This window comes from Gluconobacter cadivus, assembly GCF_015244745.1.
Classification (GTDB): Bacteria; Pseudomonadota; Alphaproteobacteria; order Acetobacterales; family Acetobacteraceae; genus Gluconobacter; species Gluconobacter cadivus.
In genome coordinates, this window is record NZ_JABCQI010000008.1 from 95230 (window position 1) to 119778 (window position 24549).

General features: G+C 57.8%; 34 protein-coding genes and 1 tRNA gene. 23 read left to right on the top strand and 12 right to left on the bottom strand.

Annotated elements, in window-relative coordinates:
- Nucleotides 1-17 precede the first annotated feature (17 nt).
- From HKD28_RS12170 to HKD28_RS12180, 3 genes are all read left to right on the top strand, one after another.
- Complete coding sequence (locus tag HKD28_RS12170; RefSeq protein WP_194268518.1) at nucleotides 18-950, top strand: mitochondrial fission ELM1 family protein; 933 nt, start codon at nucleotides 18-20, stop codon at nucleotides 948-950.
- Between the two features lie 13 nt (nucleotides 951-963).
- Nucleotides 964-2850 (top strand): adenine nucleotide alpha hydrolase family protein, encoded by a 1887-nt coding sequence (locus HKD28_RS12175; RefSeq protein ID WP_194268521.1) that lies wholly within the window; start codon nucleotides 964-966, stop codon nucleotides 2848-2850.
- A 96-nt stretch (nucleotides 2851-2946) separates the two neighbouring features.
- Nucleotides 2947-3021: transfer RNA gene (locus HKD28_RS12180), tRNA-Val, on the top strand.
- Nucleotides 3022-3165: 144 nt separating this feature from the next.
- Here HKD28_RS12180 and HKD28_RS12185 read toward each other — a convergent pair.
- The 11 genes from HKD28_RS12185 to HKD28_RS16070 form a co-directional block, all read right to left on the bottom strand.
- On the bottom strand, nucleotides 3166-3957 hold the full coding sequence (locus HKD28_RS12185) for a hypothetical protein (RefSeq protein ID WP_194268523.1): 792 nt from the start codon (nucleotides 3955-3957) through the stop codon (nucleotides 3166-3168).
- Nucleotides 3920-4429 carry a DUF488 domain-containing protein gene (locus HKD28_RS12190; protein ID WP_207728985.1) on the bottom strand — a complete coding sequence of 170 codons (510 nt, stop codon included), beginning with the start codon at nucleotides 4427-4429 and terminating at the stop codon, nucleotides 3920-3922. The genes HKD28_RS12185 and HKD28_RS12190 overlap by 38 nt, the downstream gene beginning before the upstream one ends.
- 21 nt (nucleotides 4430-4450) lie before the next feature.
- Complete coding sequence (locus HKD28_RS12195) at nucleotides 4451-5581, bottom strand: tyrosine-type recombinase/integrase (RefSeq protein WP_194268528.1); 1131 nt, start codon at nucleotides 5579-5581, stop codon at nucleotides 4451-4453.
- A 300-nt stretch (nucleotides 5582-5881) separates the two neighbouring features.
- A complete protein-coding gene (locus HKD28_RS15940; RefSeq protein WP_268898561.1) occupies nucleotides 5882-6004 on the bottom strand; it encodes a hypothetical protein in 123 nt (40 codons plus the stop codon).
- A gap of 94 nt (nucleotides 6005-6098) precedes the next feature.
- Nucleotides 6099-6653 carry a hypothetical protein gene (locus tag HKD28_RS12200; RefSeq protein WP_194268530.1) on the bottom strand — a complete coding sequence of 185 codons (555 nt, stop codon included), beginning with the start codon at nucleotides 6651-6653 and terminating at the stop codon, nucleotides 6099-6101.
- A 205-nt stretch (nucleotides 6654-6858) separates the two neighbouring features.
- Complete coding sequence (locus HKD28_RS12205; protein ID WP_194268532.1) at nucleotides 6859-7539, bottom strand: hypothetical protein; 681 nt, start codon at nucleotides 7537-7539, stop codon at nucleotides 6859-6861.
- A gap of 1 nt (nucleotide 7540) precedes the next feature.
- A complete protein-coding gene (locus HKD28_RS12210) occupies nucleotides 7541-8011 on the bottom strand; it encodes a helix-turn-helix domain-containing protein (protein WP_194268534.1) in 471 nt (156 codons plus the stop codon).
- Nucleotides 8008-8241 (bottom strand): hypothetical protein, encoded by a 234-nt coding sequence (locus HKD28_RS12215; RefSeq protein ID WP_062108528.1) that lies wholly within the window; start codon nucleotides 8239-8241, stop codon nucleotides 8008-8010. The genes HKD28_RS12210 and HKD28_RS12215 overlap by 4 nt, the downstream gene beginning before the upstream one ends.
- Nucleotides 8241-8666, bottom strand: a complete 426-nt coding sequence (locus tag HKD28_RS12220) for a hypothetical protein (protein WP_194268536.1) — start codon at nucleotides 8664-8666, stop codon at nucleotides 8241-8243. Before HKD28_RS12220 ends, HKD28_RS12215 begins: the two co-directional genes overlap by 1 nt.
- Nucleotides 8663-8953 (bottom strand): hypothetical protein, encoded by a 291-nt coding sequence (locus HKD28_RS12225; protein ID WP_194268538.1) that lies wholly within the window; start codon nucleotides 8951-8953, stop codon nucleotides 8663-8665. The genes HKD28_RS12220 and HKD28_RS12225 overlap by 4 nt, the downstream gene beginning before the upstream one ends.
- A gap of 93 nt (nucleotides 8954-9046) precedes the next feature.
- On the bottom strand, nucleotides 9047-9367 hold the full coding sequence (locus tag HKD28_RS16070; RefSeq protein WP_099286649.1) for a helix-turn-helix domain-containing protein: 321 nt from the start codon (nucleotides 9365-9367) through the stop codon (nucleotides 9047-9049).
- Between the two features lie 134 nt (nucleotides 9368-9501).
- Here HKD28_RS16070 and HKD28_RS16075 point away from each other — a divergent pair, with 134 nt between their 5' ends.
- Entirely contained in the window at nucleotides 9502-9678 is a 177-nt protein-coding gene (locus HKD28_RS16075; protein ID WP_407925771.1) for a YdaS family helix-turn-helix protein, read from the top strand.
- Nucleotides 9679-9692: 14 nt separating this feature from the next.
- On the opposite strand, the gene HKD28_RS12240 is transcribed toward HKD28_RS16075, so the two are convergent.
- Nucleotides 9693-10196, bottom strand: coding sequence for a hypothetical protein (locus HKD28_RS12240; protein ID WP_194268543.1), 504 nt, complete (start codon nucleotides 10194-10196; stop codon nucleotides 9693-9695).
- Between the two features lie 100 nt (nucleotides 10197-10296).
- Here HKD28_RS12240 and HKD28_RS12245 point away from each other — a divergent pair, with 100 nt between their 5' ends.
- The 19 genes from HKD28_RS12245 (at nucleotide 10297) to HKD28_RS12335 (ending at nucleotide 24547) form a co-directional block, all read left to right on the top strand.
- Nucleotides 10297-10593: a hypothetical protein gene (locus HKD28_RS12245; RefSeq protein ID WP_194268545.1), complete on the top strand. Its 297-nt coding sequence runs from the start codon at nucleotides 10297-10299 to the stop codon at nucleotides 10591-10593.
- 438 nt (nucleotides 10594-11031) lie between these two features.
- Nucleotides 11032-11361: a hypothetical protein gene (locus HKD28_RS12250; protein ID WP_062108514.1), complete on the top strand. Its 330-nt coding sequence runs from the start codon at nucleotides 11032-11034 to the stop codon at nucleotides 11359-11361.
- Nucleotides 11358-11549 (top strand): hypothetical protein, encoded by a 192-nt coding sequence (locus tag HKD28_RS12255; protein WP_062108512.1) that lies wholly within the window; start codon nucleotides 11358-11360, stop codon nucleotides 11547-11549. Before HKD28_RS12250 ends, HKD28_RS12255 begins: the two co-directional genes overlap by 4 nt.
- A gap of 7 nt (nucleotides 11550-11556) precedes the next feature.
- Nucleotides 11557-11796 carry a hypothetical protein gene (locus HKD28_RS12260; protein ID WP_194268548.1) on the top strand — a complete coding sequence of 80 codons (240 nt, stop codon included), beginning with the start codon at nucleotides 11557-11559 and terminating at the stop codon, nucleotides 11794-11796.
- A complete protein-coding gene (locus HKD28_RS12265; protein WP_194268550.1) occupies nucleotides 11789-12067 on the top strand; it encodes a hypothetical protein in 279 nt (92 codons plus the stop codon). Before HKD28_RS12260 ends, HKD28_RS12265 begins: the two co-directional genes overlap by 8 nt.
- A complete protein-coding gene (locus HKD28_RS12270; RefSeq protein ID WP_194268553.1) occupies nucleotides 12060-12509 on the top strand; it encodes a helix-turn-helix domain-containing protein in 450 nt (149 codons plus the stop codon). Before HKD28_RS12265 ends, HKD28_RS12270 begins: the two co-directional genes overlap by 8 nt.
- Nucleotides 12506-14056 carry a DnaB-like helicase C-terminal domain-containing protein gene (locus tag HKD28_RS12275; RefSeq protein WP_194268556.1) on the top strand — a complete coding sequence of 517 codons (1551 nt, stop codon included), beginning with the start codon at nucleotides 12506-12508 and terminating at the stop codon, nucleotides 14054-14056. The genes HKD28_RS12270 and HKD28_RS12275 overlap by 4 nt, the downstream gene beginning before the upstream one ends.
- Nucleotides 14056-14337 carry a hypothetical protein gene (locus HKD28_RS12280; RefSeq protein WP_228125654.1) on the top strand — a complete coding sequence of 94 codons (282 nt, stop codon included), beginning with the start codon at nucleotides 14056-14058 and terminating at the stop codon, nucleotides 14335-14337. Before HKD28_RS12275 ends, HKD28_RS12280 begins: the two co-directional genes overlap by 1 nt.
- A gap of 51 nt (nucleotides 14338-14388) precedes the next feature.
- Nucleotides 14389-15333 (top strand): hypothetical protein, encoded by a 945-nt coding sequence (locus tag HKD28_RS12285; protein ID WP_194268558.1) that lies wholly within the window; start codon nucleotides 14389-14391, stop codon nucleotides 15331-15333.
- Complete coding sequence (locus HKD28_RS12290; protein ID WP_194268559.1) at nucleotides 15330-15803, top strand: DUF6362 family protein; 474 nt, start codon at nucleotides 15330-15332, stop codon at nucleotides 15801-15803. The genes HKD28_RS12285 and HKD28_RS12290 overlap by 4 nt, the downstream gene beginning before the upstream one ends.
- Before the next feature lie 239 nt (nucleotides 15804-16042).
- Nucleotides 16043-16645, top strand: a complete 603-nt coding sequence (locus tag HKD28_RS12295) for a DNA packaging protein (RefSeq protein WP_194268560.1) — start codon at nucleotides 16043-16045, stop codon at nucleotides 16643-16645.
- A complete protein-coding gene (locus HKD28_RS12300; RefSeq protein WP_194268561.1) occupies nucleotides 16620-18773 on the top strand; it encodes a phage terminase large subunit family protein in 2154 nt (717 codons plus the stop codon). The genes HKD28_RS12295 and HKD28_RS12300 overlap by 26 nt, the downstream gene beginning before the upstream one ends.
- Nucleotides 18774-18783: 10 nt before the next feature.
- Entirely contained in the window at nucleotides 18784-19536 is a 753-nt protein-coding gene (locus tag HKD28_RS12305) for a hypothetical protein (RefSeq protein WP_062106165.1), read from the top strand.
- A 50-nt stretch (nucleotides 19537-19586) separates the two neighbouring features.
- Nucleotides 19587-19820, top strand: coding sequence for a gpW family head-tail joining protein (gene gpW, locus HKD28_RS15780; RefSeq protein ID WP_268898563.1), 234 nt, complete (start codon nucleotides 19587-19589; stop codon nucleotides 19818-19820).
- A 41-nt stretch (nucleotides 19821-19861) separates the two neighbouring features.
- Entirely contained in the window at nucleotides 19862-21505 is a 1644-nt protein-coding gene (locus HKD28_RS12315; RefSeq protein ID WP_235993457.1) for a phage portal protein, read from the top strand.
- Nucleotides 21502-22299 carry a S49 family peptidase gene (locus HKD28_RS12320; RefSeq protein ID WP_194268565.1) on the top strand — a complete coding sequence of 266 codons (798 nt, stop codon included), beginning with the start codon at nucleotides 21502-21504 and terminating at the stop codon, nucleotides 22297-22299. Before HKD28_RS12315 ends, HKD28_RS12320 begins: the two co-directional genes overlap by 4 nt.
- A 51-nt stretch (nucleotides 22300-22350) precedes the next feature.
- Nucleotides 22351-23028, top strand: a complete 678-nt coding sequence (locus tag HKD28_RS12325; protein ID WP_235993458.1) for a hypothetical protein — start codon at nucleotides 22351-22353, stop codon at nucleotides 23026-23028.
- Nucleotides 23029-23033: 5 nt separating this feature from the next.
- Nucleotides 23034-23456 (top strand): head decoration protein, encoded by a 423-nt coding sequence (locus tag HKD28_RS12330; RefSeq protein WP_194268571.1) that lies wholly within the window; start codon nucleotides 23034-23036, stop codon nucleotides 23454-23456.
- 11 nt (nucleotides 23457-23467) lie between these two features.
- Nucleotides 23468-24547: a major capsid protein gene (locus tag HKD28_RS12335; RefSeq protein WP_062106173.1), complete on the top strand. Its 1080-nt coding sequence runs from the start codon at nucleotides 23468-23470 to the stop codon at nucleotides 24545-24547.
- Nucleotides 24548-24549 lie beyond the last annotated feature (2 nt).

The window sequence follows — 24549 nt, forward strand, 5'->3', positions numbered from 1 at the left end:
TTTTGCGGAGTTCCGTTATGAAAGCCATCATCATCGCGGAGGACTTCGCCGGCATGCGCGCGCAGGGTGCGGGACTGGCCGAAAAGGCAGGTCTGGAATGGGATTTTCGACCAGTTCGCATCCAGCCATTCTGGTCGCGCTTTCCTGCACGGTACTGGCCGTTTCCCTTAAAGCGGGTCGATCCGATCAGGATTCCCGAAGACACACGTCTCATCATCTGCATCGGAGGAACCGGAGGCGTTGTTGGAAGGGCTGTCGCACGGCGCGAAGGGCTGCCCGTTGTGCAGATCCAGAACCCGCGTATGCCGGTCCGAAAGTTCGATCTGGTGATTGCCAATACGCATGATGGCATCAATGGGCCGAACGTCTTGATCTCGCGCAATGCGCTTCATCCCGTAACGCAGCAGAAGCTCGATCTGGCGCGTGCCCAGTGGGAAGAGCGGCTGAAACGGGATGACCGCCCGCTTCTGTCTGTTCTGATAGGGGGCGCCAACGGCCGTTTCACACTGGGTGCGGCCGAAGCGGAGCGGATAGCGGAAGGGATCATCGCTTTTACCATGCGCAACACCATGCAGGCCGTTCTTACGCCATCGCGCCGAACCGATCCGGCTGCCGTGGATATTTTTCGCAAACGGCTGGAGCCGCACGGCATCGCGGTTCTAACGGGGAGCAGCGACGACAATCCCTATATGGGGATGCTGGCCTGTGCTGACGTCATTGCCGTGACGACCGATAGCGTTTCCATGATGTCCGAAGCCGTGGCGACATCCGCGCCCGTTCTGGTTTTTCCGCTGCCGGGGCGTTCGAGCCGGATTTCACGCTTTGTCAAAACTCTCGAAGACGCCGGGCGTGTGAAAATGTTCGATCCCAAACAGATCCCGTGGGACGTGACCCCGCTTGACGATACCCCCCTCGTGGCGAGAGAAATGCGCCGACGTCTGAAGCTCTGAAAGGGCCCCCTGTATGCTCGATATCCGCACCTTTGGTCCGCAGGGTGGCAATATTCTGTATAAGGCACTGGCGCATCCGCTGGCCGCTGAAGCTCTCGTTCGCATGGAAGCCGAATTCTCGGGCCGGACACTGGCGGTCTACGACCCGGATGATGCCGCCCGTACACTGGCTGCTCTCTACCCGGGCCTGAAACCGGCGCATGTCTATGTTCATGACACCGAACAGGTCGGAAAGCCGGATGGTTTTGGCGGTACGCTGCGGGCACTGGTGGATCTTCCCGCGACGGAAGCGGATGTCATTCTCGCGCTGTCATTTGAAGATGCAAAAATGCGGACGCGCCTGAAGGGGCTTCTCAACGGACGTGAACTCCAGACCCTCGCACCCGCTCGCCTGCCAGATGATATGCTGGTCAAGGGGCGACCCTATCTGGACAAGCTGAACTTCGCGACCAATTTTGCCTTTTTCCGCGAAACAGAACGCTTTTCCTGCCGGATCGTGACGGCCAACTACTGGTCCAGCTACGCCGCCGAAAACCTGCGCTACTGGATGCGGCTTTATGACGAAACCGGCAAAATTCTGGCGCAATGGGAGCAGCCGGTGACGGAAGCCGGTGCGGGAATTACGGTCGATAGCGCCGCAGTACGGCGGCGGTTTGATCTGCCTGAGTTTACGGGACAGCTTTTCATTCACGTTCTCGGTGCACGCGGTCATGACGTCGTGAAATATGCGCTCGATAGCTGGGGCAAGAACGGCGATCCGAGCCTGTCCGTCACGCACGACGCCAATGCATGGCCTTCGGTGCGTTACGCAACCCTGCCGGCGCCGGAGCCTGACGAGACGCTGATCGTGTGGGTCCAGAACAGTCACGCGACGACAATCCCGGCTGGCGCGATTACCTTCAACCGTATGGGAGAAGACGCCCCACGCGCGCTCGATCGCTCCGTAAAGCCGTTTGAAACGGTCGCTGTAAATGTCGGTGCACTTTTTCCTGACCTGCACTGGCCCGCACAGCTTGAACTACGTTCCGGCCGACATCTGGTCCGTCCGCGCTATGAAATCACCCAACGTGGTCGAACCCGCATTGCGCATCTGAACGTGGAGCGGGACAACCTGCGCCCAGATCCCGCCATCCGTCAGTTCCCACCGTCGCTGGGCCGTGGCTTCCTGCTGCCGTTCCCGATCCTCGATCCAAAACGCTTCGAGACTTTTCTTCAACCCAATCCGATGTCCGAAGCACTGGAAACGCTGCCTGTCAGACTGGACGTGTTTGATGAATCCGGCGAAAAAACCGGATCGCATTTTCTGGGAAACCTTCCTCGCAATCATGACACGGCCGTTGCTCTGCACGATCTGACGGACCGGACCGGCCATGCGGATCTGGTCTATGATTTCCGCGATGGCGGCGAGGCGGATGGATGGCTGCACGCCATGATGCGATACCGCCACCGTGAGAGCGACCATGCCGCCGAAACCAGCTTCGGGGCCCATATCTTCAATACGCTCATGACATGGCGTTCGGAGCCACAATCCTATTCCGGGCCGCCGCCGGGCCTGACAACACGGCTGTTCCTGAAACTGGGTCAGAAAACTGCTCAGGACACATTCCGCAGCTTCTGTTGCCTGATCCATCCGGCTTCCGTTGAAGGAACTGACGCCTCCGAAACAGTCCTGCTGCTTCATGCAGCAAATGGTGCGTTGCTGGCCCAGACGACGATCAGGATCGCGCCCAATGGCTCTTTCATGGTGCGTCCACACGAACTTTTCGAAGCATCGAATCTCGATCACGCAGGGGTGGGCGGCTACGTCCTCATCCGTGATCTGACATGCCGTCTCTTCGGCTATCACGGACTGGAAAACGGGGGCGGAGCTTTCTCCCTCGACCATATGTTCGGTTTCTGAGCGCCCGATAAGGGAAGCCGGAGCGGACAAACCGGCTTCCTGCGAAAAAGATCTTGTCAGAAAAACAACATCTTGTTAGAAGCCCGTCCAACGGATGGGCGCGTAGCTCAGCGGTAGAGCACTGCCTTCACACGGCAGGGGTCACAGGTTCAATCCCTGTCGCGCCCACCATCCTAAATCCCTGAAAATTAAAAATATTTTCTCTGTTTTCTTGTCCCTCTCGGGAATGGCATATGCGGCACGATGCAAGTCTAACCCTTTGCGAATCGGTTTGAGTTTGCAAGAACTGCAACAGATTTTTTACGGCCCGTGGGTTCAAAATAGCGAATCCTGCTCTGTTTCATTGAGCCTAATTATCCCAATCAATAACCACGTATCAGACCAACGGCTGTGCGTACCCATCGCAAACACCACCCCTCTTTTAGGGTATTCCTCTTCAAATCTCAGACGAATGGTTTTCAATACCTCTTTTTCTCCATACTTTGGACATAAGTTATGGAACATTGCAGGGATTTCCCAATCCTCGGAAATGTTCTGATGCGATTTTCCTTCTGCATCCGTCCAAGAAAATATGAATTTATATGGGCATGGCGTAATTGATTTCAGCTCTTGCCCATCTCTACTATCAAATAATCCTCTCTGCCTTCCAACCTCTTTATAATGATCCGATTCTTCTTTTAATTCTTCGGGTTTTTTCTTTATTATTTTAAGCTTGATATTACGCGGCCGGACCAACGCCAGACTCATTCCAAGTTCGGATGCGTGTCGTGTAGAAGGAACAATCACCTTCTCCAGAAAGCGAGACTTTTCGCTTTCTTTAATTTTTCCTTTTGGAAAAATCGTGTTTTCCTGAACTCGTCTACTTTCTGTTCTCTTGTCTTGGCTGGGGTCTGGAAGTTTGTACTTATATTCAATCCATTCCCATCGATCGAATTTTTCTTTTAAGCGCCGGAAGGGAATTGGATATTGCCTTCTCCATTGCCCCTCTCTAGTCACTCCGGCACAACAAACAGTCTCTCCATGTTTTGCGCCAGGCAACGGATAAGCCTTTGCGAGTATCAAAACTTCTTCAGAGAAAATTTCCGTCAGACTTAATTTTTTGTCCAATTCCCGATCTCACGCTTACATGCCTCAGATGTATTGAAACACTATCAGAGATCATTCTTGCCACAATGCTTCTATGACAGGACTTGTGATCATACTCGTAACACATCAGGCACACTACCTCTTGCCCGACGATAGCCTCTAATTGCCGAAGACCGTCTTGAGCAATTTCCGTTTGCATGTGGCTGGTAAAGATGTTCACAAATAAGCGGTAATTTCCCGCCTTTGCAGCATCTCTTCCTTCTTTTGGATCACCTAAAGACCGAAAATGTGCATAACGAATCCCTTCGCTCTCTAGGGCTTGAGAAAGTGCGGTCTTTGCAAAACCTTTTCGCCTTGAAATAGGCAACTGGCGAATATCAGCCAAGCACGTAACACCTAGATTCTTCAAGGTAAGCACAAAGTCCTTTAGATCGGCTCCTTCATAGCCTATCGTAAATAAATTCTGCTTTTTGTTTTCTACTGTTTCTTTCAATGCGCTATGGCCTATCATCGCTCAACTATTTAGATTCTCAATCAGATTTTGATCAGACGACCAATCTTCGATTTCTTTCCGGTAAGACGCCGGCATCTGCTTTGCATACCGTGTCACCATGCCAATTGTCTCCCATCCCCCTTCATCTTTCAGCCGAAGAATGTCGTGATGAAGGCAGTAGTGCCAAGTGGCCCATGTATGTCTGAGATCGTGGGGGGTAAAATCAGGAACGAATGTCCGGCGCTCTGACAAGTGCCCTTTAGGTACCCACACTCGGTAGTGTCCTGGTAACCCCGCCTTTCTGCATGCTGCAGCCCAGCCAGATTTAATCTGCCCACCACTGGTCCGACCATTGTTATGATATCGCTCTCCAATCATTCGCTGGGGATCGGCGCCGAGGGTAGGGCGACGAATCTGAACCGGCCGGAACACATGACCAAGTCGGTGAGGTAGCGCGGACAGCGCTTTGATGACAATTGGCGGCAGATCAAGGCGGCGTTCAGTACCCTGCTTTTGCCAAACCACGGCCTGCATATGAGGCAGATCAACATCCTTCCATTCCAGATCCAAAGCTTCGGACATCCGAACCCCTGTTCCCACAAGAAAAGTCAGCAATGGCTTCAGGTGAGGGGCTGCGCACTCGATTAAGCGCTTAACCTGAGCAGGCTTGAGATAAGTAGTCCTCGCCCTCGGAATGCGCGGCGTGTCAAAAGCCGGTCGATCACACCAGCGCCGAATCGCGGCAAATTCCAAAATAGCTCTCAGCGGCGTTAGGACGCCTCGCATCTTCGTGGCCGGACTTGCATCCATGCCTTCCCTCAAGATTTTCCGATACGCCTCATCGAGCTCGTTTTGCGCGATGTCGATAAGTCTCCTGGTCCCAAAATGATTCAGTAGCCGGCGGAGATGAAATTTCGTGGTCTCTGATCGCTCTTCCGCCTCAAGGTAGGCCGCTACGGCATGAGCGAATGTGACGACTGCTTTTTTGCCGTAGACGCTCTCCTGCCAGAGCTCTGCTTCGCGTTTCGCCCGGATCTCTTCTGCCCGTTGGGGGTCAGCAGTGCCTGTGCTTTCGCTAACGCGTTGTCCGCCGACGGTGCCGCTGAGGTAGAGGCGTTTCGTACCGTGACGTTTGACGATTTTAAGGGACATTCGAGACTCAGCAGTAAGCGGTTGTAATCATCTGGATGGAACATAATCCGATTGGACCAACGTCGATGGGTTGGCCCATCGGCATAGGCAGGTACCGCTTTCAGGTGATCCAGAAGCTTCCTGCGGCCGATCCGACCCTTCAAATGGGTTAGGATTTCTTTGAAGGTGAAAATTTGAGGTAGAGGAATACTGTCGCTCATTACTCACCTCGAGCGCCACTGTGAGAACTGGCATAAGAGAACCGGGCCTTGTATCCGCAGTCGCCATTCAAAACGATGAGAATGCTCTGTTCGGTCTGGCTCATCGGTAGTGCCCCATGTCATCGCGGTCGGGATTGAAGTCGTCATGATCGTTCGTGAGCCAGCGCCACAGGTCACGAATTGAACGCGCCGCGAACTGGATCGGGCGGAAGAGTTTGGTCATCACCATGTGTTCCTCTGGGCTACGTCTTCGGGAGTTTCGTCGCGGGTGGCGTATGGCTCTGTGAAGAACCGCCAGATTTTCTTGAGGAAGCTCATCACGACAGATCCTCCGTGAATGAGCTGAAGGACGTGGGGTGCCATTCGGCGTTCGCCTCCACGATCATGGCGCGCAAATCTTCAAGTTTTGCACGTCTGACATGCTTCTCTGGCCCAACATCTGCGGGCGTGAGCTCCAGAAGCGTGTGCCTGGGAACGTGTGCCAGGACGTCCTCAGTCGCCATGTTCGGCAGATAGGTGTCAGCATTGACGATCGCGCCGATCAGCTCGCCGACCTGATAGGATTCAGCCGGTCGGCCAGCGCTTGTGCGCTTGTACGGAGGAATGATCTGTGTGAGCCGCTGGATCGTCTCGATCGCGATGTCCTCGACGTCGACCTGCTCCATGCGACGAAATCCGCCGTCACCGTCCCGGCCCGTGATGCGGTCCAGTATGACCTTGTAGTCATATTTTCCGCCGATCAGCAGGACCACCAGAGAGATCATGATCTCTTCAGTCGTCCGAGGCCCCTCCAGCAATGCTGTATCAAGGGCGTGCTTCATCTTCCGGGCCAGAACGTCCTGGCCGGCCTTTGTGATCAGGATCTTGCTCATGATGCCTGTGCTTTCAGCGCGGGAGTCGAGCGCTTTAATTGTGCCAGAGTGTTTTTGCGTGAACGGCAATCACTTGGGGTGGACGGGGCGAATACAATTGCGCCGCACGCATGACGCCAGCGGATATGGCCGCCATTGGTCTTTGATGGCTTCCAGCCCATGCAGGCCGCCTGGGCGCGCAGGCTTCGGAAATCAGAAGACGTCCTCATGCTACGTCCTCCACGACTGGGTCTTTGGCTGCTTCTCCGTTCTCCGGCTCCAACATTGTCCAGTCGGGGAAAATGATCTCCATGCCTTGCTCACATGAAACGGGGACGATCAGGCCGCCGACTCCTGGCGTGGCGGGCAGAACGGCAACAATCGGTTGTCCCGGACCTGGGGAGGCCAGACGCAGGGTGCAGGCAACGTCGCCTTGGTAATTGTCGACGGCGCGGCAGAGCCAGCGTATCGGCTTGTGCCAGACATCAATCGGTATTGGTGAGACAGGAACCGGACTGCGGGGCAGAAGGGCCCGCCATTCGGGAAAGGGATCTTCAGCGTCCAGCAACTCAACAAATCCGCGTTCGATCACGGTGCCGTTCATGCGCTCGATTGCCCAGACCGCCTCTCCATCCGGACCGATAGTGATTGAGACCATGGGGCCCATCTTGCGCGCGCAGACGAACAGGCGCCCGCTCTTGCGAAAATTCAGGGTGAATGGCTCGAACGGATCCGTCTGGAAGGAAGACCGCGCAAACAGAAGCATGAGGCCATCAGTGGCTATACAGACGGCGTGACCGGCATGATGCTCGATCCGCACTCCACGCAGATGGTAGCGATTGCTGTCGGGGTTAACGGCGAATGAAGCAAACGCAAGTGCGCGAGCCTCAATGAGAATTCGAGACATGTCAGGGTTTCCTGAATTTTGAGACCGGGAGAAGGCTGGCGTCCTCGAATTTCCGGCGGCGCTGCGAAACCGTGGCAGTTGTCACGTTCAGCATTCGGGAGACTTCGGCGGTACCGCGCCCTTCCTTGAGGAGGCGGAGCATTTCCTGGTGAAGAGGACTCATCTTCGAAGGGTCGGAACTGTGGCTGGGCACCGGCCGTCCGCCTTTTGGGCGTCCAGTAGGGGGCGGATCGCCTTTTCGCCGCGGCTTGGCGGCCGCCAGTTCAGTGATGCCTTCTGGCGCGCTCGTTTTGACGGCGGCGGGTTCGGTAACCTCGGTCGGATACACCGTCGCGGCAGCAATCCCGCACTCGAACAGATTATCCCACACCTCGTGGACAGCTGTTTCTGGGATTTCAAAGAAAGCCGCTACAGCAACAGGCTCTTTCCGGCGCCGGAGTGCCTGAAGGATATCGACGATCGTGACGGTCATAGCGCCAGCTCCTGGGCATCGCCCCAGTCGAGCGTGACGCGACCGCCTTCGATGGGGCGCGCGATGGCGACGATCTTGCATCCCTTGCGGACAGGGACGGAGACGCGCTTCTGCCGACACCATGCGGAGGCAGCCATATGGGCATGCCAAAGCGTGCTGTACCGGGCAGCAATCTGTCCTCGGCCATCACAGATCGAGAATGGCTTGTTGCTGCGACGCTTGCCGGCCATCACAAGCCCTCCCGCGGCGCGGCGTAAGCCAGCACTCTCAGATTGCGGACAGCCTTGTCGCACCACGTCCGCAGACGCGCTCTTTCGTGAGAGGACTGACGTGCCACGGGAGGCGTGCTCTGAACGGCATGGGCGGGGACGGGTGGAATGCCCGGGACAGGATCCGGAAGCCGGTTCGCATAAAGAAGCAGTATGAGCTGCTCTTCCAGACTGTCGGCTGACTCGCTCCATGTTTTCGCCATGACAGTGAACCGTTCAGTTCGCGGCTCAATGGAGCCGTAGTCATTGGCCAACATGTGGCACCAGTCCATGCGCGTCCGAAGGTCGCGGGCCTGCTCACGGATGTCCGGATGATATCCGCGCAGGAAGCCGTCGAAGCTTTCCTGCGTGTGTCCACCAACGGCGGGATGAGGCTTGCGGATCATGCCGCACCTCGATCATGCGCGATCTGGCGTGACGGGGCGCGGCAGCGCCATCTGTCGGCGAGATCGCGGAACAGGACGGCGAGGGGATTACCTGCGGGCTGCACGTCGCAGAACCGCGCCGCTTCGTCATATCTGTCCGCCTGGGCGAGGAACGCCTCGGTCGGCAGCGCCGCTATACGGGCAAGGCTGCGACTGCGGTGATAGCTACGGAAGATCTTCGGGAAAAAGCACTGGACCGTGTCCAGGGCGGACCGCAAGTGATGTCCGCGGGTCGACTGAAACGACATGAAACCTCTCCATCGCGGGTGGCGATGGGAAGAATGTGCATTTCGTGCACATTATCTGTCAACCTAAATTGTGCACATCATGCACATATAAATTTATGAACTGAGCTTCTTCCCGATTTCGAGCCAGTGTCTAAGCGTCTCAGGACTCATGTTCCGGACTATTTCATATGTTTCATGCAGGACTCGGACGGAGGCTGCGTCAGGTGGCGCGACAAGGAGTTCAGCTGGAGAAACCTCGAAAATCCGGGCCAAATGCTCGAATTGGTCGGACGTAAGTGGCACTTCTCCACGCTCCCATCGGCCTACAGTTGTATGCGCGACATCCATTTTGTTCCCTAATTGTTCTTGTGACAACCCTACTTGTTTGCGCCATGCGCGTAGGTGGGACTGAAGGGAGAGGTTCATCTTAGGCATATCACAGTCTCACGCTCCTTTCAGGGAGATGCCACGCCGCCCCACGCACAATGTGCTTGACATGCACAGTGCATGGGGTGCACATAACTTGCATGAAGCTCGAAGCATGGATGATGGCGAACGGAGAAAACCAAATGTCGCTGGCGCGGCGTTTGGGGGTGTCCCATACGACTGTGTCGCGGTGGATTTCAAAACAAACTATCCCGTCTCCGCGTATGCTGAGCGCAATACACACGGCAACGTCTGGACAGGTCACGGCGAGTGATCTCATCCATGGTGCCGCTGGCGTAGAGCAGGGGCGTGCAGCGTGAAGCGGCCAATGAGCTCAATCAGTAGGCTGTCCCTTATCACGATCAATAAAATGAACGATCCTATTGTCGTCTTCGATCTCATCGGGCGGAAAGCGTTCCACGCGCCACGCATGATAATCAGCCAAGGTGAAACCAGTAATACCATAGTGACGCTTTCGGCTTCTCATTTCCTTCTCAGCATTCTTGATTTTAGAAGAAGTGAGAAATTCATGCGGAAGACTGGTTACGACTTCTCCGGTGTCCAAATTCCAAATCTCGATAATGAGATCAGTATCAAGGCCAAGCCGTACCGGGGCATCGAGATGTTTGATGCGAAGTCTCGTTACCGTAGCCGGGGCATCATCCGGGACTATGAAGCTTCCTCCTTCGACCTCAGCTTGCAGGTCGAGAGGATCGCCCGTGAAGCGTCGGACGCGAAGAGCGTAGCGCTTCAGAGTAGAGAAAATCTCAAAGCCAAACTGTGGATAAAATTCCCGATTTTCTGGGGAAAGGGAAATGATGATGCGCGGCTCGTTCATGCGTAAATTCCTGAAATTCTCTCCGGGTAGAGGGGCTAACGGCAAACGTTCGGAGCAAAAGAAAACGGCGGAAGGCGGCTCCGAATGCTGGTTCGAAGCAATGGCTAAGCGCCGCGAGGAAATGAAGCGGTTCATGGCGCTTGGTGTAGTCGGGGCGGCTGATGAACGGGCGGAACTGCTTCGCGCGCTGAACCATGCACGTCGTGCGATCGATGCCTGTGCGCCGTATGCCGAGACCGTTGAGGCGATGAGTGCTCCTGAGTTTCGGGAGCAGATCAATCGCCTCATGCAGCATCTCAGCGGCGTCACGATGAGGCGCCCGGATGATCGCGCGAGTGAATGGACTATCGAGCGTGGGTATCCGCGTTTGGTCCAGTCTCCTAGTGAGTCTTGTTAAGGCGCACACAGGCCATGTTAACGTCGCCAGCCAATCGCTTTAGTTCGGCAGCAATGCTTTCACGGGTGGGTTCGCCTATTCCGCTTCCCTCGACGGGTAGAAAGAAGGTGAGTTCGTGCCCATCGCGTCCTTCTTTGGTCGTAGGAAGGTACAGTCGAACTTTCAGTCTCCCATCTTCCTGTAGCTTTACGCTGCGGATAACGGGCAGGCCTGCATATTGGTCGGACATCAGAGTCTCCATAGGTTTGGTTGATATCTTCCATGGTGATCCGAAATGGCCGGGGTGTCGAATCCCCGGCCATTACTGGAAAATTCGCAATCCTGAACCGGGCTTCACTATATCCCGCGTAAAGGCTGCTCTTCGTCATTTGGTCTCCTTCTTCCTGTCAACTGTTCCGGCTCTCAACACCCGGAACAATGACAGGAAGGACGCCCAAGATGTTGGGTATTTCACCCAAGCGCGCGGGTATTTCACCCAAGGCCCGGTTCATCGCCATGTCTGATGCACTGACCGAACGCTTCCAGGACATGGTGAATGAGGAGGTTCGCGATCGGCGCGGCCTCGGGCTGAAGGGCGCATTCCGTGAGGTTGCGCGTCTGTTCGGCCTGACGGAGCGCCGCGTTCGCGCCTGCTGGCACCATGAGATCCGTTCGGTCACGGCTGGCGAATGGGAAGCCGTTCGCGAGGCCCGCATCCAGACACTTCAGGCGCGGCAGCTCCGGCTCCAGCAGCAGTTGGACAGCCTCAATGACAGGGGCGCCGCATGACAGTTCTCGTTTTTCTGTTCGGTCCCATTGCTGAAAACTGGCTGATTTATGCGCGCTTCAGGGCGCGCGGTGTCGTCATTTTCATTGTGCAGTGGTGGATCGGACGGGAGATCCAATCAATCCAGCGTCGAGACAGGCGCATCCGCAAAGTGATGCGTCTCCTCGAAGGCTGGATCCAGACCCTCTGAGGAAATGATGGCCCGACCCTCCCATGATTACACTCGTCTCGAACCTATGGTGCGTCGCCTTCATGCGGACGGCCATGGTGTGCAGCGCATCGCGCGCCAGGCGGGGATCTCCGTTGGCAGCGCTCACGGCCTGATTGGCCGTCTGGGGCTGACGCGACCGGTCGTCGCGACCTCGGCGCGGCGGCGTCCAGTTCGTCGGCCGATGCCTGTTGGAATGGGTCTCGTGCTGGGAGGCGTCAATGCTTGATCGCGTAGGCATGACCGAGGCTGTGGCAGAAGGCTTAATCCAAGGCGAGTGCGCGCCGCCTGTTGAGGGTTCGCGCCATGAGAAATGGCCGGTCGGAGGGAAGGGAGCTTACGTTCGGTTCCCCGAACCTCTCGATGCCAAAGCGATCCGCGAGAGTGCGCGCATCAGGCCCGATCTGCACAATCAGGTGCGGCGCTTCTCGTCCGGCATGACGCTCGTCGAGGGTGGGCGCATGAAGATGCCGGCGCAGTGGGGTTCAGGGCGTGGCTGACATTCTGGATTTCATTGGATTTTGTGCGGAACTGGAAACAGACGTCAGCGCGGCTGGAAATCAGGTTCGATATGCCGAGCAGATCGGCATGTCGCATACGACGGTTTCGCAGATCCTGAACGGCAGACGGCTCCCGTCGGCTGCTTTCTTGGATGCAGCTGGTTTTGATTGCTTTCCGCGCTATCGCGCGGTCGGCGGCGGGAAAGATGCTTCGCTGATCAATAACTTCCAGTTTTTTACAAAAGTGGAAACACGCATTCGCACTGTGGGCTCGTTGCGCGGCTTTTGTCGGGTGAACGGCCTCAACGCTTCGAGCGTCTCCAAATTCCTCAATGATGAAGCCAAGGCGACGGACGATCTGCTCCGCGTCATGGGCTATGTGCGGCTGACCTGCTACCGGCGTCGCCCCACGAAACCGGCCGGGGAGGCCGTCGCGGCATGAGTATTCATAAACCCGTTGATCCCGGCCTGTTCGGTGGCGCTTTGCGGTCGGTGCCGCAGAACCTTGGGTGTGAGCATGGTTTGCTGGGTTCGGTTCTGGTCGACTCAAAGAAGACACTGGAAGCCGTGGAAGAGATCCTGCGGCCTGAACATTTCTCGGATCCGGTGAACGCCCAGATCTATGAGAAGGCTCTCCTCATGTACAATGAGGCGCGCAAGGTCGATATCCTGACGATTATCCGGCATTTCGAGCATCCGGATGAACTGATCTGGGGCAAACTGAACCCCCGGGAATATCTCGCCAAGCTGATGAATGCCTATGTCAGCCCGCTGGTCGCACTGGATTATGCCCGTGAGATCCGCGACGCTGCGATGCGTCGTGAGTTAATGACGCTGTGTCAGCAGACATCAGATCTGTGCAGTCGGCCGGAAGATCAGCGCGCTGAAGATATTGTCGAAGGGCATGAATCAGCACTGCTGCACATTGCCATGGGCATGTCTGACAGTCAGCCGAACGTCACGTTCCATGAGGCTCTGTGCAATGCCCTGATCTCGGCCCGTGAGGCGGTCGAGCGCGGCTCGGCGCTGGCCGGTCTGTCCTGGGGATATCGGTCGCTGGATCGGCTGACCAATGGTCTGGTCGGCGGGAATATGTATGTGATCGGGGCACGTCCAGCGATGGGCAAGACGTCGATCGGCCTCGGGATCGCATTGCGCGTCGCATCAGCTGGTCTGCGGTGCCTGTTCTGGTCAGGTGAAATGACGGCCGAACAGGTCGGCGCGCGTGGTGGCGCCGCCAAATCCAGCCTGAACCTACGTTCTGTTTTTTCGGGTCGCCGTTGGGACGTGCCGGAAGAAGCCGCAACCGGTCAGCAGCCAGAGCTGGAAGGCTGGCAATGGAATGCGCTTCAGGGTGCCTGTGACGAAGCGCAGAAGCTGCCACTGGAAATCGATACCCGTGGTGGACTGACGGTCGCGCAGCTCCGCTCCCGCGCGCGTCGTATGAAGCGCTCGAAGCGTGGGTTGAACGCAATCGTTCTGGATTACGTCCAGCTGATGCGCGGCTCGCCGCGCGTCCGTGGTCGCATGCGCTATGAGGAAATGACGGAAATCAGCAATGAGCTGAAGATCCTGGCCAAGGAGCTGGATGTTCCCATCATCGTCCTCGCCCAGCTGAACCGTGAATCGGAAAAGCGGGAGAACAAGCGTCCGGCCATGTCCGATCTGCGAGACACCGGCGCACTGGAACAGGATGCAGACGTCATCGCCCTGATCCATCGCGAACATTACTACATCCAAAAAGAGGCATCGTCGGGTGGTCTCGTCAAACGCGACAAGGAAACCCACGACGCCTTCAATGTGCGCTGTCAAGAGTTTCAGGAGCGCCTCGATGCCGCGCGCGGAAAAGGGGATGTGTTCGTCGTGAAGAACCGGCACGGACCTGAAGGCCGCTGCCGGATGCTGTTCGACAATGAGACGACATGGTTCCGCGATGCGGGCGAGGACATGCGCAGCCCGGCATGGGGTGCGGGTCTGGAGTTCGCCTGATGTCGCGCCGCGAGCGTCCGGGAAAGCACGCGCGGGCCGTCATGTCCGATCGACGCTGGCAGCCCCTGTCGCTCGCGGCGCGCGCCATCTGGCTGGGCCTGACGGATGTCGGGGACGTCGTGCCAAGCATCCGCGCGCCTGGTCGCACCGGTGCCACGTCAGACGACATCGCCCGCTATCTGGCGGCGGATGCCGGTGCGGTTCGCGATGCTCTGCCCTCACTCGTCCAGTGTGGCGTGCTTGAGCCGGTCGGATCCGGATACCGGCTCGCATCCTATTAGGTTTTCTAGGTTTTCAATCCCGCCACGCTGGCGGGTGCAGGAGTTTCTGACGTGAAGGTCAGTGCAACACATCGCGACCAACTGTCCCGGATAGCCCTGATGCAGGTCGAAAATCTGGCGCTCAATGCTCTGGAGGCCGTTCAGGTGCTGTCCTGGGTGCGTCTGGTCACATATCTGATCCTCAACACGGCAGACGGCGTGCTGGACGTGTCGTTTCCGGGCGCGCTGGCGGCGTTGGCGCGGACAAAGGTTTTCTGTGACGTAAACCTGATGGAAACCTACCTCGAAACCTACGCCAAAACCCAGCTGATAACCTGGAACCGCGATGCGCAGACCATTGGCCTCCCGGCTGGCCTCGGGATGACAGCACGGCAGATTGCGTCCCGTGCGAATGGCGCAAAGGGCGGAAGACCGCGAAAAACACCGAAAACAGGCGTCGTGGCGGATCAGCGCCAGGGCAACATTGTTCTACCCATTTCCGGAGGCAAAGACGTGGCACGCGAAAACCCAGCGAAAACCCACCTCACGGGTGCGCGCGATAAGCTTAGCTTAGCTTCTAAATCTTCTTCAGAAGATAAGCTTAGGCTGGACGCGATGTTCAAACGCATTGGACCCAAGGCGTTCGCTGCGGCTGGTTTCGATGACGCGAAGGATATGCCGAACTGGGGCATCACGCGGACCTGGTGCGCTACGGCTGTCGCGAAAGGCCTGACGGATGATCAGACTGAACTGCTGGTGACATCCGTCGTGGCAGCGGTGGCAGAGAGGCAGCGTGAACGCGGTTCTCCGGTCTCGCATCTGGGCTACTTCACGAAGGCGGTCGAACAGGCGATTGCTCAAGGCGATATCCCTGAAGCGCCGAAAACTGCAGAACAGCGCAAGGCGGAGCGTGCATGGGAGCAAGCCATGCAGGACTATTCCAGCGCCATCGCGAGTGGTGAAACCGGCCTGCGTCGTCCGGAACTGGCTGACTTCATTGTTCAGGCAGCAGCATGAAGGGCGTCAAGCGCATTGATCTCGGGCGCGATGTGCCGGAACAGGTGGCAGAATGGCTGACTGATGCGGCTTTCACGCTGGCAGCCATGCCGTCGAACGGATGCTGGCCGGGTGGAATGCGATCCTACTGGCCTGACATTGTCGCCGACCGTGATGATCTCGACTGGCCAATGGAGAGCGACATCCGGCCACCCATGCCGACATCGGATGAAGTGAGCCGCATGGATCTGGCCCTATCATGGGTGCCGATGGTGACTGACCGGGGGCAAAAGGCCGTGGTCAACATGAGGCTGATCGTCCATCCGATCTCGGGGCAATATCGGTGGACATGGCGGAAAATCGGCGGAAAATTGGGGATTAACCATGAGACCGCAAAGGACTGGCATGCAGAGGCATGTGCCGAGGTAGGAAAAAAAATCAGCCGCAGCGCATTTTTCTCTCGCCACATCCGCCATTTTGAACATATGTAATTGGCATAATGAGGGGACGTATGCTCGCGAGGGCTGCGTCCCCTTTCTCGTTGGGTCGCTCTGATGCGCGACCAAGAGGTCGGGGCGGGGTCGTGTGGCCTGAAAGCCACAGAATTCGTGGGTCCCTCCTGAAGGGGTAGCCGTCCGGGGGTAATTCGCACCCCGGTAAGAGGCAGTTTTCGAGCAAATCTGAAAATGGGTTGGTGTTGTTGTTGTTGTCGTCTCATGAGGAACCGGCAATGGAAGCGCATGACACCGTCACGCTGAACAAGGCCCAGATGGCCAAGCGGTTGAAGGTCTCGCTTCCGACCCTCACCAACTGGATCGATCGGTGGCCAGACTTCCCTGCTGATCACCGGGGCACCAACGGCAAGAGCTGGCGCTTCAACCCTCACGCCGTCTTCGATTTCCTCGCCGCAAGGCGGGAAGAGGAAGAAAAGGCGACCATCGGCCGCGACGAAAAACTCATGGAGCTGCAGCTGCAGTTCGATGATCTGTTCGCGGAAGAGGAGCAGCCTGCACGGTCCAGCTTCGTCTCCACCAAAGAACAGATTGATATCTGGCGCCTTCGCGACCTGAAGCGGAAAGAGGCCGAGCGTTGCGGCAAACTGGTCATCGCAGATCAGATGCAGGACATGATGGCCACGGCCTTCGCGATGCTGGCTCGGGACACCGGAGCGTTTCTGCGTCAGCTGGCCCGGGACCAGAATTGGCCTGACGCAGTCCTGCGACAGGCTGAGAGCCGCCTAAAGGACGTTCAGGTAAAGTCTGTCAACAGCGTTCTGACCATGCTCAAACAGGATACAGACACTGAACATGAGCGACAGCTTCATCTCACCTGAGGAAGTCCTGTTCGCAGATCCACGCTCCATCATCGCCCAAGCGATCGAATCATACCGTCCTGCCGAAGAGATCAATGTTGCCGACTATGCTGCGAAGCATCGGATTCTGGACAACAGGGGCGGCGGCTTCGTTGGTCGTTGGAGCCATGATGAGGCCCCCTACCTCGTAGGGCCCATGGAAGCCCTGACAGAGCAGCAATACCTCACGACGGCCGTGGTCGGGCCTGCGCGGTCGGGCAAGACGACGATTGGGCAGAACTGGCTTCTTCAATCAGTGGACGTCGACCCTGCAGACTTCTTGGTCTATGCCCAGACCGACGACGTCATCGAAAGTTACGTCAAGCGCGAAATCGCGCCCATGATCGATGCCCATCTTTCAATGAAGGAAAAGCTGGGTACGCGGCCGGTCGACAATTCACTCAAGTTCAAGCGCTTCCGCTCCATGTGGATCGAGTTTCTGGCGGCCGCCTACAACAACCTGATCAACAAGTCCGCACCGCGGATCATCATGACCGAAATCGACGCCTATCCGGCCAATCTCGGTGATGCTTACGCTCTGGCGTCGATCAGGCGTGAGACCTTCGGGCAAGAGAGCATGGTGCTTGCCGAGAGTCATCCTGACGCCGCTCTGGGCAGCGACCCGTCTAGGTGGACGAACGGGATCATGAAGCTCTATCGGGACAGCGATCGCCGCGTCTGGTGGTGGCCATGCCCGCATTGCAACGGCTTCTCCAGTCCAAACCCGACATCATCTGTGCCGATGACACTGCACTGGAATGCAGACGCGCCGCTCGATGAGATCCGCGACAGCGCGGCGCTCCTGTGCCCGCATTGTGGAACGCTGATCGAGGACAAGTGGCGTCGCGCCATGAACCGGGACGGGGTCTGGGTCGGCAAAGGTCAGGACATCAGCCATGATGGTGAGGTGTCTGGCGAACTGGTGGCGAGCACCACGGCCGGTTTCTGGATCACAGGCCTTATGTCGCCCTTCATCATCGGCGGCATGGGATCGCTCGCCTATGACATGGTCAAAGCGCAGCGTGACTTCGAGACAACAGGTGATGACAAAGACCTCCGGGCCGTCACGGTCAAGCGCTGGGGCCTTCCATACCAGCCGCCTCGGGCGGCTGGATCATTAGACTCACAGGCAATTGCCAACCGGGCCGAACCAGGGCTTCGTCTCGGCTTTATCCCTGAGGGTGTCCGGTTCCTTACGGCCGCCGTGGACGTTCAGTCCAATCGCTTCGAGTATATGGTGCGTGGTTGGGGGGTCGATGGCGAAAGCTGGATCATCGATTACCAGAAGGTCGCTGCAGATCCTGCGACAAGCCAGAAGGACTGGGATGATCTGCTGACCTTTCTCGATGAGGCCAGATACCCTCTTGTCGATGGCTCAAGTCGCGCCATGAAGATCCTCGCGGTCGGATACGACAGCGGCGGTCAGGACGGCGTGACACTGCAGGCCTATGGCGCATGGAGGCGGGCCCGCAGGCGGCGTAGCGCAAAGCGGATGGGGCGGTTTGACGGGCGGGACGGCTGGTCCCTCCTTCCACTCAAGGGCGCGAGCACAATCAACGCTCCGGCGCTGGTGGTCACCTATCCGGACACTCAAAGAAAAGACCGATCTGCGGCTGCTCGTGGCGAGATCCCGGTCGGGTTCTTCAACCCGAACCGCTTCAAGGATGATGCCTCGACCCAGTTGCAGGTCGCTGACATCGGCGCTTGGCGCGTTCATTTTCCGGCAGGATTGCTAGCGAATGAACCACCGCATCCCTTTTTCGAGCAGTTGGTGGCGGAACAGAGGCGTCCAGACGGACGGTGGGCGAAAGTCACGCCATCGGCCCGGAATGAGGCGCTGGATCTGATGGTTATGACGAACGTTCTGGCTTTCCTGTTCGGAATTGCCCGGATGCCATGGAACTCTCCGCCCGTCTGGGCAGCTCCATGGGACGAGAACAGTAATGTGGTCTCATCGACAGAAACCCTTGTGGAAAATCTGTCGAAAGTTACGCGGGCCGTAAGTAGCTGGAATGGCGAGAAAAGGGCTGAAGCACCGACGCCTGTAGAAACAGCTCGCCAGTCTCGACAGGAACGATTGCGCCGCTTGATCAAACGTCTCCCGGGATAGGAAATTCAAGATGCCGATGGATCTCAAAGTCGGCCTCGATGCTAAGGCGCTCCAGCGAGATCTGAGCGCCTTGGCGGAAAACGAAATTCCTAGGGCAGCAGCCTCTGCCCTGAACCGCTTGGCTACTGGAGCTCGCCTGAAGGTCGTTGACCGGATGAAAGAGGTCTTCGACCGGCCTAATGCTTTCACGTTGAACGGGTTCTTTACGAGGCCTGCGACGGGGAAAAATCTGGAAGCCTGGGTGGCGACCCGGGATTTTGCGCGCCGTGGGACGCCTGCGATTACCTATCTCGGACCACAGATCCGTGGCGGCGAACGCGACATGAAGCGGTTTGAAAAGGCGCTTCGAACTGTATCAGGCGGTCAATATGTCGTTCCTGGGAAAGACTGTCCGCTTGACGAAAATGGAAACATCAAGCGCGGCATCATCATCCAGATCCTGAGCCGCTTGAGCCTCATGCAGGATCCTACGTCAAACATGGGCGATCGGACGGCACGACGGATTGCCAAACAGCTTAAAAATGCCCGTGGATCTCGCAGCGAATATTTTGTGGGGTATGAGCGCGGAAATCGACGCCCTCGGGGGATTTTCAAGCTGATTGGGCCGGGGAAGGTCGGAGAGATCCTCAGATTTGTATCACAGCCTCACTACAAAGCGCGGCTGCCTGTCGAGCAGATCGTCAATGAGACAATCGCACGCCGTCAGGACCGGATCGTCAATGAAGAGATCATCAAAGTTTTCCGTAGAAGAGGTTTGCGATGATATCCCTTACCGGGCGCGGACAGTATGTCCGCAGGCCTCCCCAAACCAGCATGTCTGGGCTCACAACAGCGCAGCTTCAGGCCAATCTTGCTTCAGCACAACAGGCCTATAATGACCTGATGATCGGCGGAAAGCCAGTTGCAGTCTCATACTCGCAGGTGAACGGATCCCGATCTGTCACCTATACCGCAGCCAACAAGACGGACCTTCTTCAGTACATCCAGCTTCTCCAGAAGCAGCTGGGGATCTCTCGCAGGCGTCCAGTAAGGTTTGTATTCCGATGACAGAACGCAGCGCAGTCATCCTTGGGCCTGATGGAAAAGGAATGCCCCGGACGCCTGCGTTGCCACGTCGTCGTCGGGCGATGGGACTGGCGGGCGGCTGGGGGCAAACCCCGTACGATGCCGCGGACATCACCGGGCCTCACATGGAGGCCTGGAATCCGCTGCTGTGGTCGCCGGACGTTGAGCTGAATGTCTATCGTGACCGGATCGTCTCCCGCATCAGGGACCTGGTTCGAAACGATGGCTGGGCCTCGGGCACAATCACCCGTGTCCTGGACAACGCGATCGGCGGTTCCTTTCGCGCGATCAGCAAGCCCGACTATCGAGCATTGCGCGTAAAGACCGGTCTGTCGTTCGATGCAGTATGGGCAGATGAATGGGGTAGGGCGGTCGACAGCCACTGGCGGGGGTTTGCAGAAGACGAAAACCGGTATTGTGATGTCGGGCGCAGGCTTAGTTTTACGCAAATGTGCTGGACAGGTCTGCGGCACGACCTGGTGGATGGTGACAGCCTTGCTCAGGTCTGCTGGCTTCCAGAGCGGATCGGGGAAGGGCGGGCCGAATATGCGACCTGTTTCAACCTGATCGATCCGGATCGGCTGTCTGTCCCTCAGAACAACTGGGATCTGAAATACTGCCGCGGTGGTGTTCAGATCGATGAATGGGGGGCGCCTCTCGGCTACCATATCCGTCGGGCGCATCAGGGAGACTGGTTCTCGGCAGCTGAGACGCAGGAATGGGACTATATCGAGCGCGAGACCGAATGGGGCCGTGCGAATATGGTGCATCATTTCCAGACTGAGCGTGCGGGTCAGCATCGCGGCGGAGCGGGAATTCTCGCGCCAGTCGTTCAGCGGCTGAAGATGCTCATCAAGTATGATGGGACTGAACTAGACGCCGCGATCGTCAATTCCATTTTCGGGGCGTACGTCGAATCCCCTTACGATCAGGAGATGGTGGCGGACGCCCTAGGAGCAGGTGGAGGCGACGGCGTCATGGCCTATCAAGACGTCCGGACGGCCTTCCATGAAGAAAACCGGGTCATGCTGGGTGGGGTTCGCATGCCGATGCTGGCCCCGGGCGAGAAGATCAACACCGTTGATGCGGCGCGTCCGAATTCCAACTTCGCAGCCTTCGAGAGCGCCGTTCTTAGAAATGTTGCCTCCGGCGCTGGAGTGTCATCCATGCAGGTCAGTAACAACTGGTCAGACGTAAACTACTCGTCTGCTCGAGCCGCCATGCTCGAGGCCTGGAAGACCATGGATCGCCGACGGAAGAACTTCGCCCAGGGCTATGCGTCTCCCATGCGGACGGCATGGCTTGAAGAATGCGTAGCTCTTTATGACGAACTGCCATTGCCGGCAGGCGCGCCGCGCGGGTTTCTCGCCAAGTATTTCCCGCGCCTGCGAACGCCGCTTTCGCGGTGCAACTGGCTCGGCCCCGGGCGTGGCTGGATTGATCCTGTGGCCGAGCGGAAGGGCTCAATCATGGGCATTGATGCCGGTCTCACGACGCTCGAAGACGAGATCGCAGAGAACAGCGGCGCTGACTGGGAAGAAAAGGTCGATCAGCGCGCTGTCGAGGTCAATCGCTTCAGAGAACTGGGGCTCACACCCCCGGAATGGGCGCTGAGCGGCGTTGCGGCAGAGGATGCTGCTCAACCAAAGGAAGAGGACGCGAAATGACACAGGCCTCATCTCTTTTCCTGAACAGGCCACTGATGCTTTCAAGCGCGCGATCGGCCTTGCTGAAGCGCTCGTTCGAGGCTGGCGCAGGAGCAGAGGCCTTCTTCGGCGAGCGGGATACTGACTCCCAGTCGTATGAAGTGGTGCAGGGTGTCGCTCTGATCCCGGTTTCAGGGATTCTTCTTCCGGGGCGTGGGTGGAGCTGGTCGGGAGCCACATACTATCAGGACATCCGCAAGGCCCTCAATTCGGCTCTCGACGATGCAGCCGTCAGCCGTATCGCGCTGATGGTGAATTCTCCTGGTGGTACGGTTAGCGAATGCTTTGATACTGCCGAGATGATCTACCAGGCGCGGGGCGAGAAGCCGATCTGGGCAATCCTGAACGATGCAGCCTATTCGGCCGCTTACGCGATCGCCTCGGCTGCGGATTTCATCACGGTCCCTCAGATGGGCGGTACAGGCTCGATCGGTTGTGTGGGTATGCACGTCGACATCACGGATGCGCTAGACAAGGCTGGTATCAAGGTGACGACGTTCCAGTACGGTGCCCGCAAAACTGATGGGTATCCAACCACGCCACTGACGGATCCTGCTCGTGAGCGGGCGCAGGCAGAAATCGACGAAATGGGCGATTTCTTTGTCCAGACAGTCGCACGTAATCGCGGGATAGCAGCGGACGTGGTGAGAAATACCCAGGCCGGAACCTATCTGGGGCGGCATGGGGTGGAGATCGGCCTGGCAGACGAGATCGCCACGCCGGAAGAGGCCATAGCCGCCTTTCTCAAGCTCTGAACTTCAAAATCCGGCCCCTCTGGGGCCTTTTTCATGTCTGGGAGACAGTCTATGGCCAAGCCTTCCCGGTTTGCTCACCTTTTTCGCGTGCCTGTTCGGGCCTCGGAAGACGATGAGAACAACACCGACGATCATAACGCCAACTCGGCTGAGAGCGAGGGCGGTGAGGACGAGGGTGAAGACGACAAGCCTAAGAACCGTAAGGCGCGTCGCGCTGACAAGTCCAAGAAAGCCAAAAAGGCCAAGAAAGCGGGTCGCGCCGATGATGACGGCGACGAGGATTCGGACGGACAGGACGATGAAGTCGCTGAAGAAGAGGGCGATGACGCTTCCGACGAAGAGGATGAGGACGACGGAGATAAAGCCTCAGCCCGCGCCCGTGAGCGTGGCCGTGGGGCGGCAATCTTCTCCGCGCCCGGTGCTGCCGCGAACCCCGCGCTCGCGGCGCAGCTGGCCTTCACGACGAACCTGCCGCGCAGCAAGGCCATCAGCATTCTGAATGGATCGATGGCGTCTGGCGGCCGTGTGCCGGCAAAGGCGTCTCCGGCCGAGGCTGAATTTGAGGAAGAGAACCAGCCTTCCGCAATCAGCGCCCTTGATCAGCGCATGTCTCGCTCCCGCCGCCCCCCGGTCCCTGCGCAGGAAGAGCGGCAGGGGAGCCCTGATCCGTCATCACCGAGATCCGTCGCGGCCCGCATGGTTGAGCGCGCTCGCGCCTTCAGGAAGTAAGCATCATGAGTGATACCAACTCCGTAAACGGCATCTATCCCCAGACGCCAGCCATGTTCGATGCCACGTATCAGCCCGATCAGCTGATCGCCGGCGTCTACCCTCGGGTCACCGACAACGTCACACTTGCGGGCGCAAATGGCATTGTGACGCGAGGAACAGCCCTTGGGCTCGTGACGGCCTCCGGCAAGTATATTCCGTCTGCATCAGCAGCCACCGATGGCAGTCAGACGCCGGTAGCGATCCTGGCCGACACCTATGACACGACCAGCGGAGACGTTGTCGGAGCAGGTGTTTATCTGACAGGCGAGTTCAATGAAAACGCCGTCACCATGGGCGCGGGTTGGACAGCTGCAACCCTGAAATCCGCCTTCCGCCCGAATAACATCTACCTGAAGTCTGCCGTAAGCGCGGCTGACCCGACCTGAGGAATAGCGTTGTGAATCCAACGATCTCCATCTTTGACACAAACGTCCTCATTCAGGTCGTCGCCAACCTCAAGGTGGCTCAGACCTTCCTGCTGGACGGCTTCTTTCCGAACATCGTGGAAAGCGACACGCAGTACGTCTCGATCGATGTCGACGTCGGCAAGCGCCGGATGTCGCCGTTCGTCAGTCCGCTCGTTGAAGGCAGGCTTGTCGAAGCACGTCGTATCCAGACGAACGTCTTCGAGCCGCCCTACATTAAGGACAAGCGCGCTCCGGATCTGATGCGACCCGTCCGCCGTATGCTTGGCGAGCGCATCGCGGGCGGTGAGTTGATCAACGGCGGCGCTCCACTCACGGCTGGCGAGCGTATGGAGGCCAACCTGGTCTTCGAACTGGCTGACCAGGTCGACATGCTCAAGCGTCGTCAGGAATGGATGGCTGCCCAGGCGCTCGTTACGGGCAAGCTGACGGTCTCGGGAGATGGTTTCCCGACCTCGACCATTGATTTCCAGCGCGACCCGAGCCTGACGATCGTCGAAACCGGGACAAGCCTGTGGGACGCCGCGGGCACCGTAGCCAACCCGACGAACAGCGTCCGGGAGTGGTCGGTTCAGATGCTGAAGGCCAGTGGAGCCCAGATCACCGACCTGATCTTCACCAATTCGCCTTATAACGCCCTCATCAAGGATGATGAGGTCAAGAACGCCATCCTGAACTCTGCGGTACGGGCCAACGACGACACCCGTCTCATGCAGGGCCCCGTGGCTGCTCCCGGTGCAGTTCTGATGGGATACTGGGGTACCTATCGCGTCTGGTTGTATAACGACTGGTACGTCGACGACGACAACAAGGAACTGCCGATGATCCCGGATGGGACTGTTCTGGCTGTTTCTGACCAGCTGAATGGCAGTCGTGCTTATGGCGCCATCAAGGATCCTGCTCTAGGTTATGTGGCTACGGCCTATGCGCCGAAGTCCTGGATGCAGGAAGACCCGGCTCAGCGCTTCCTGATGATGCAGTCGGCGCCGCTCGTCATTCCCAGCCGGGTTAATGCCTGTCTGGCGGCCACTGTCACCAGCTCGGCGGCCTGATC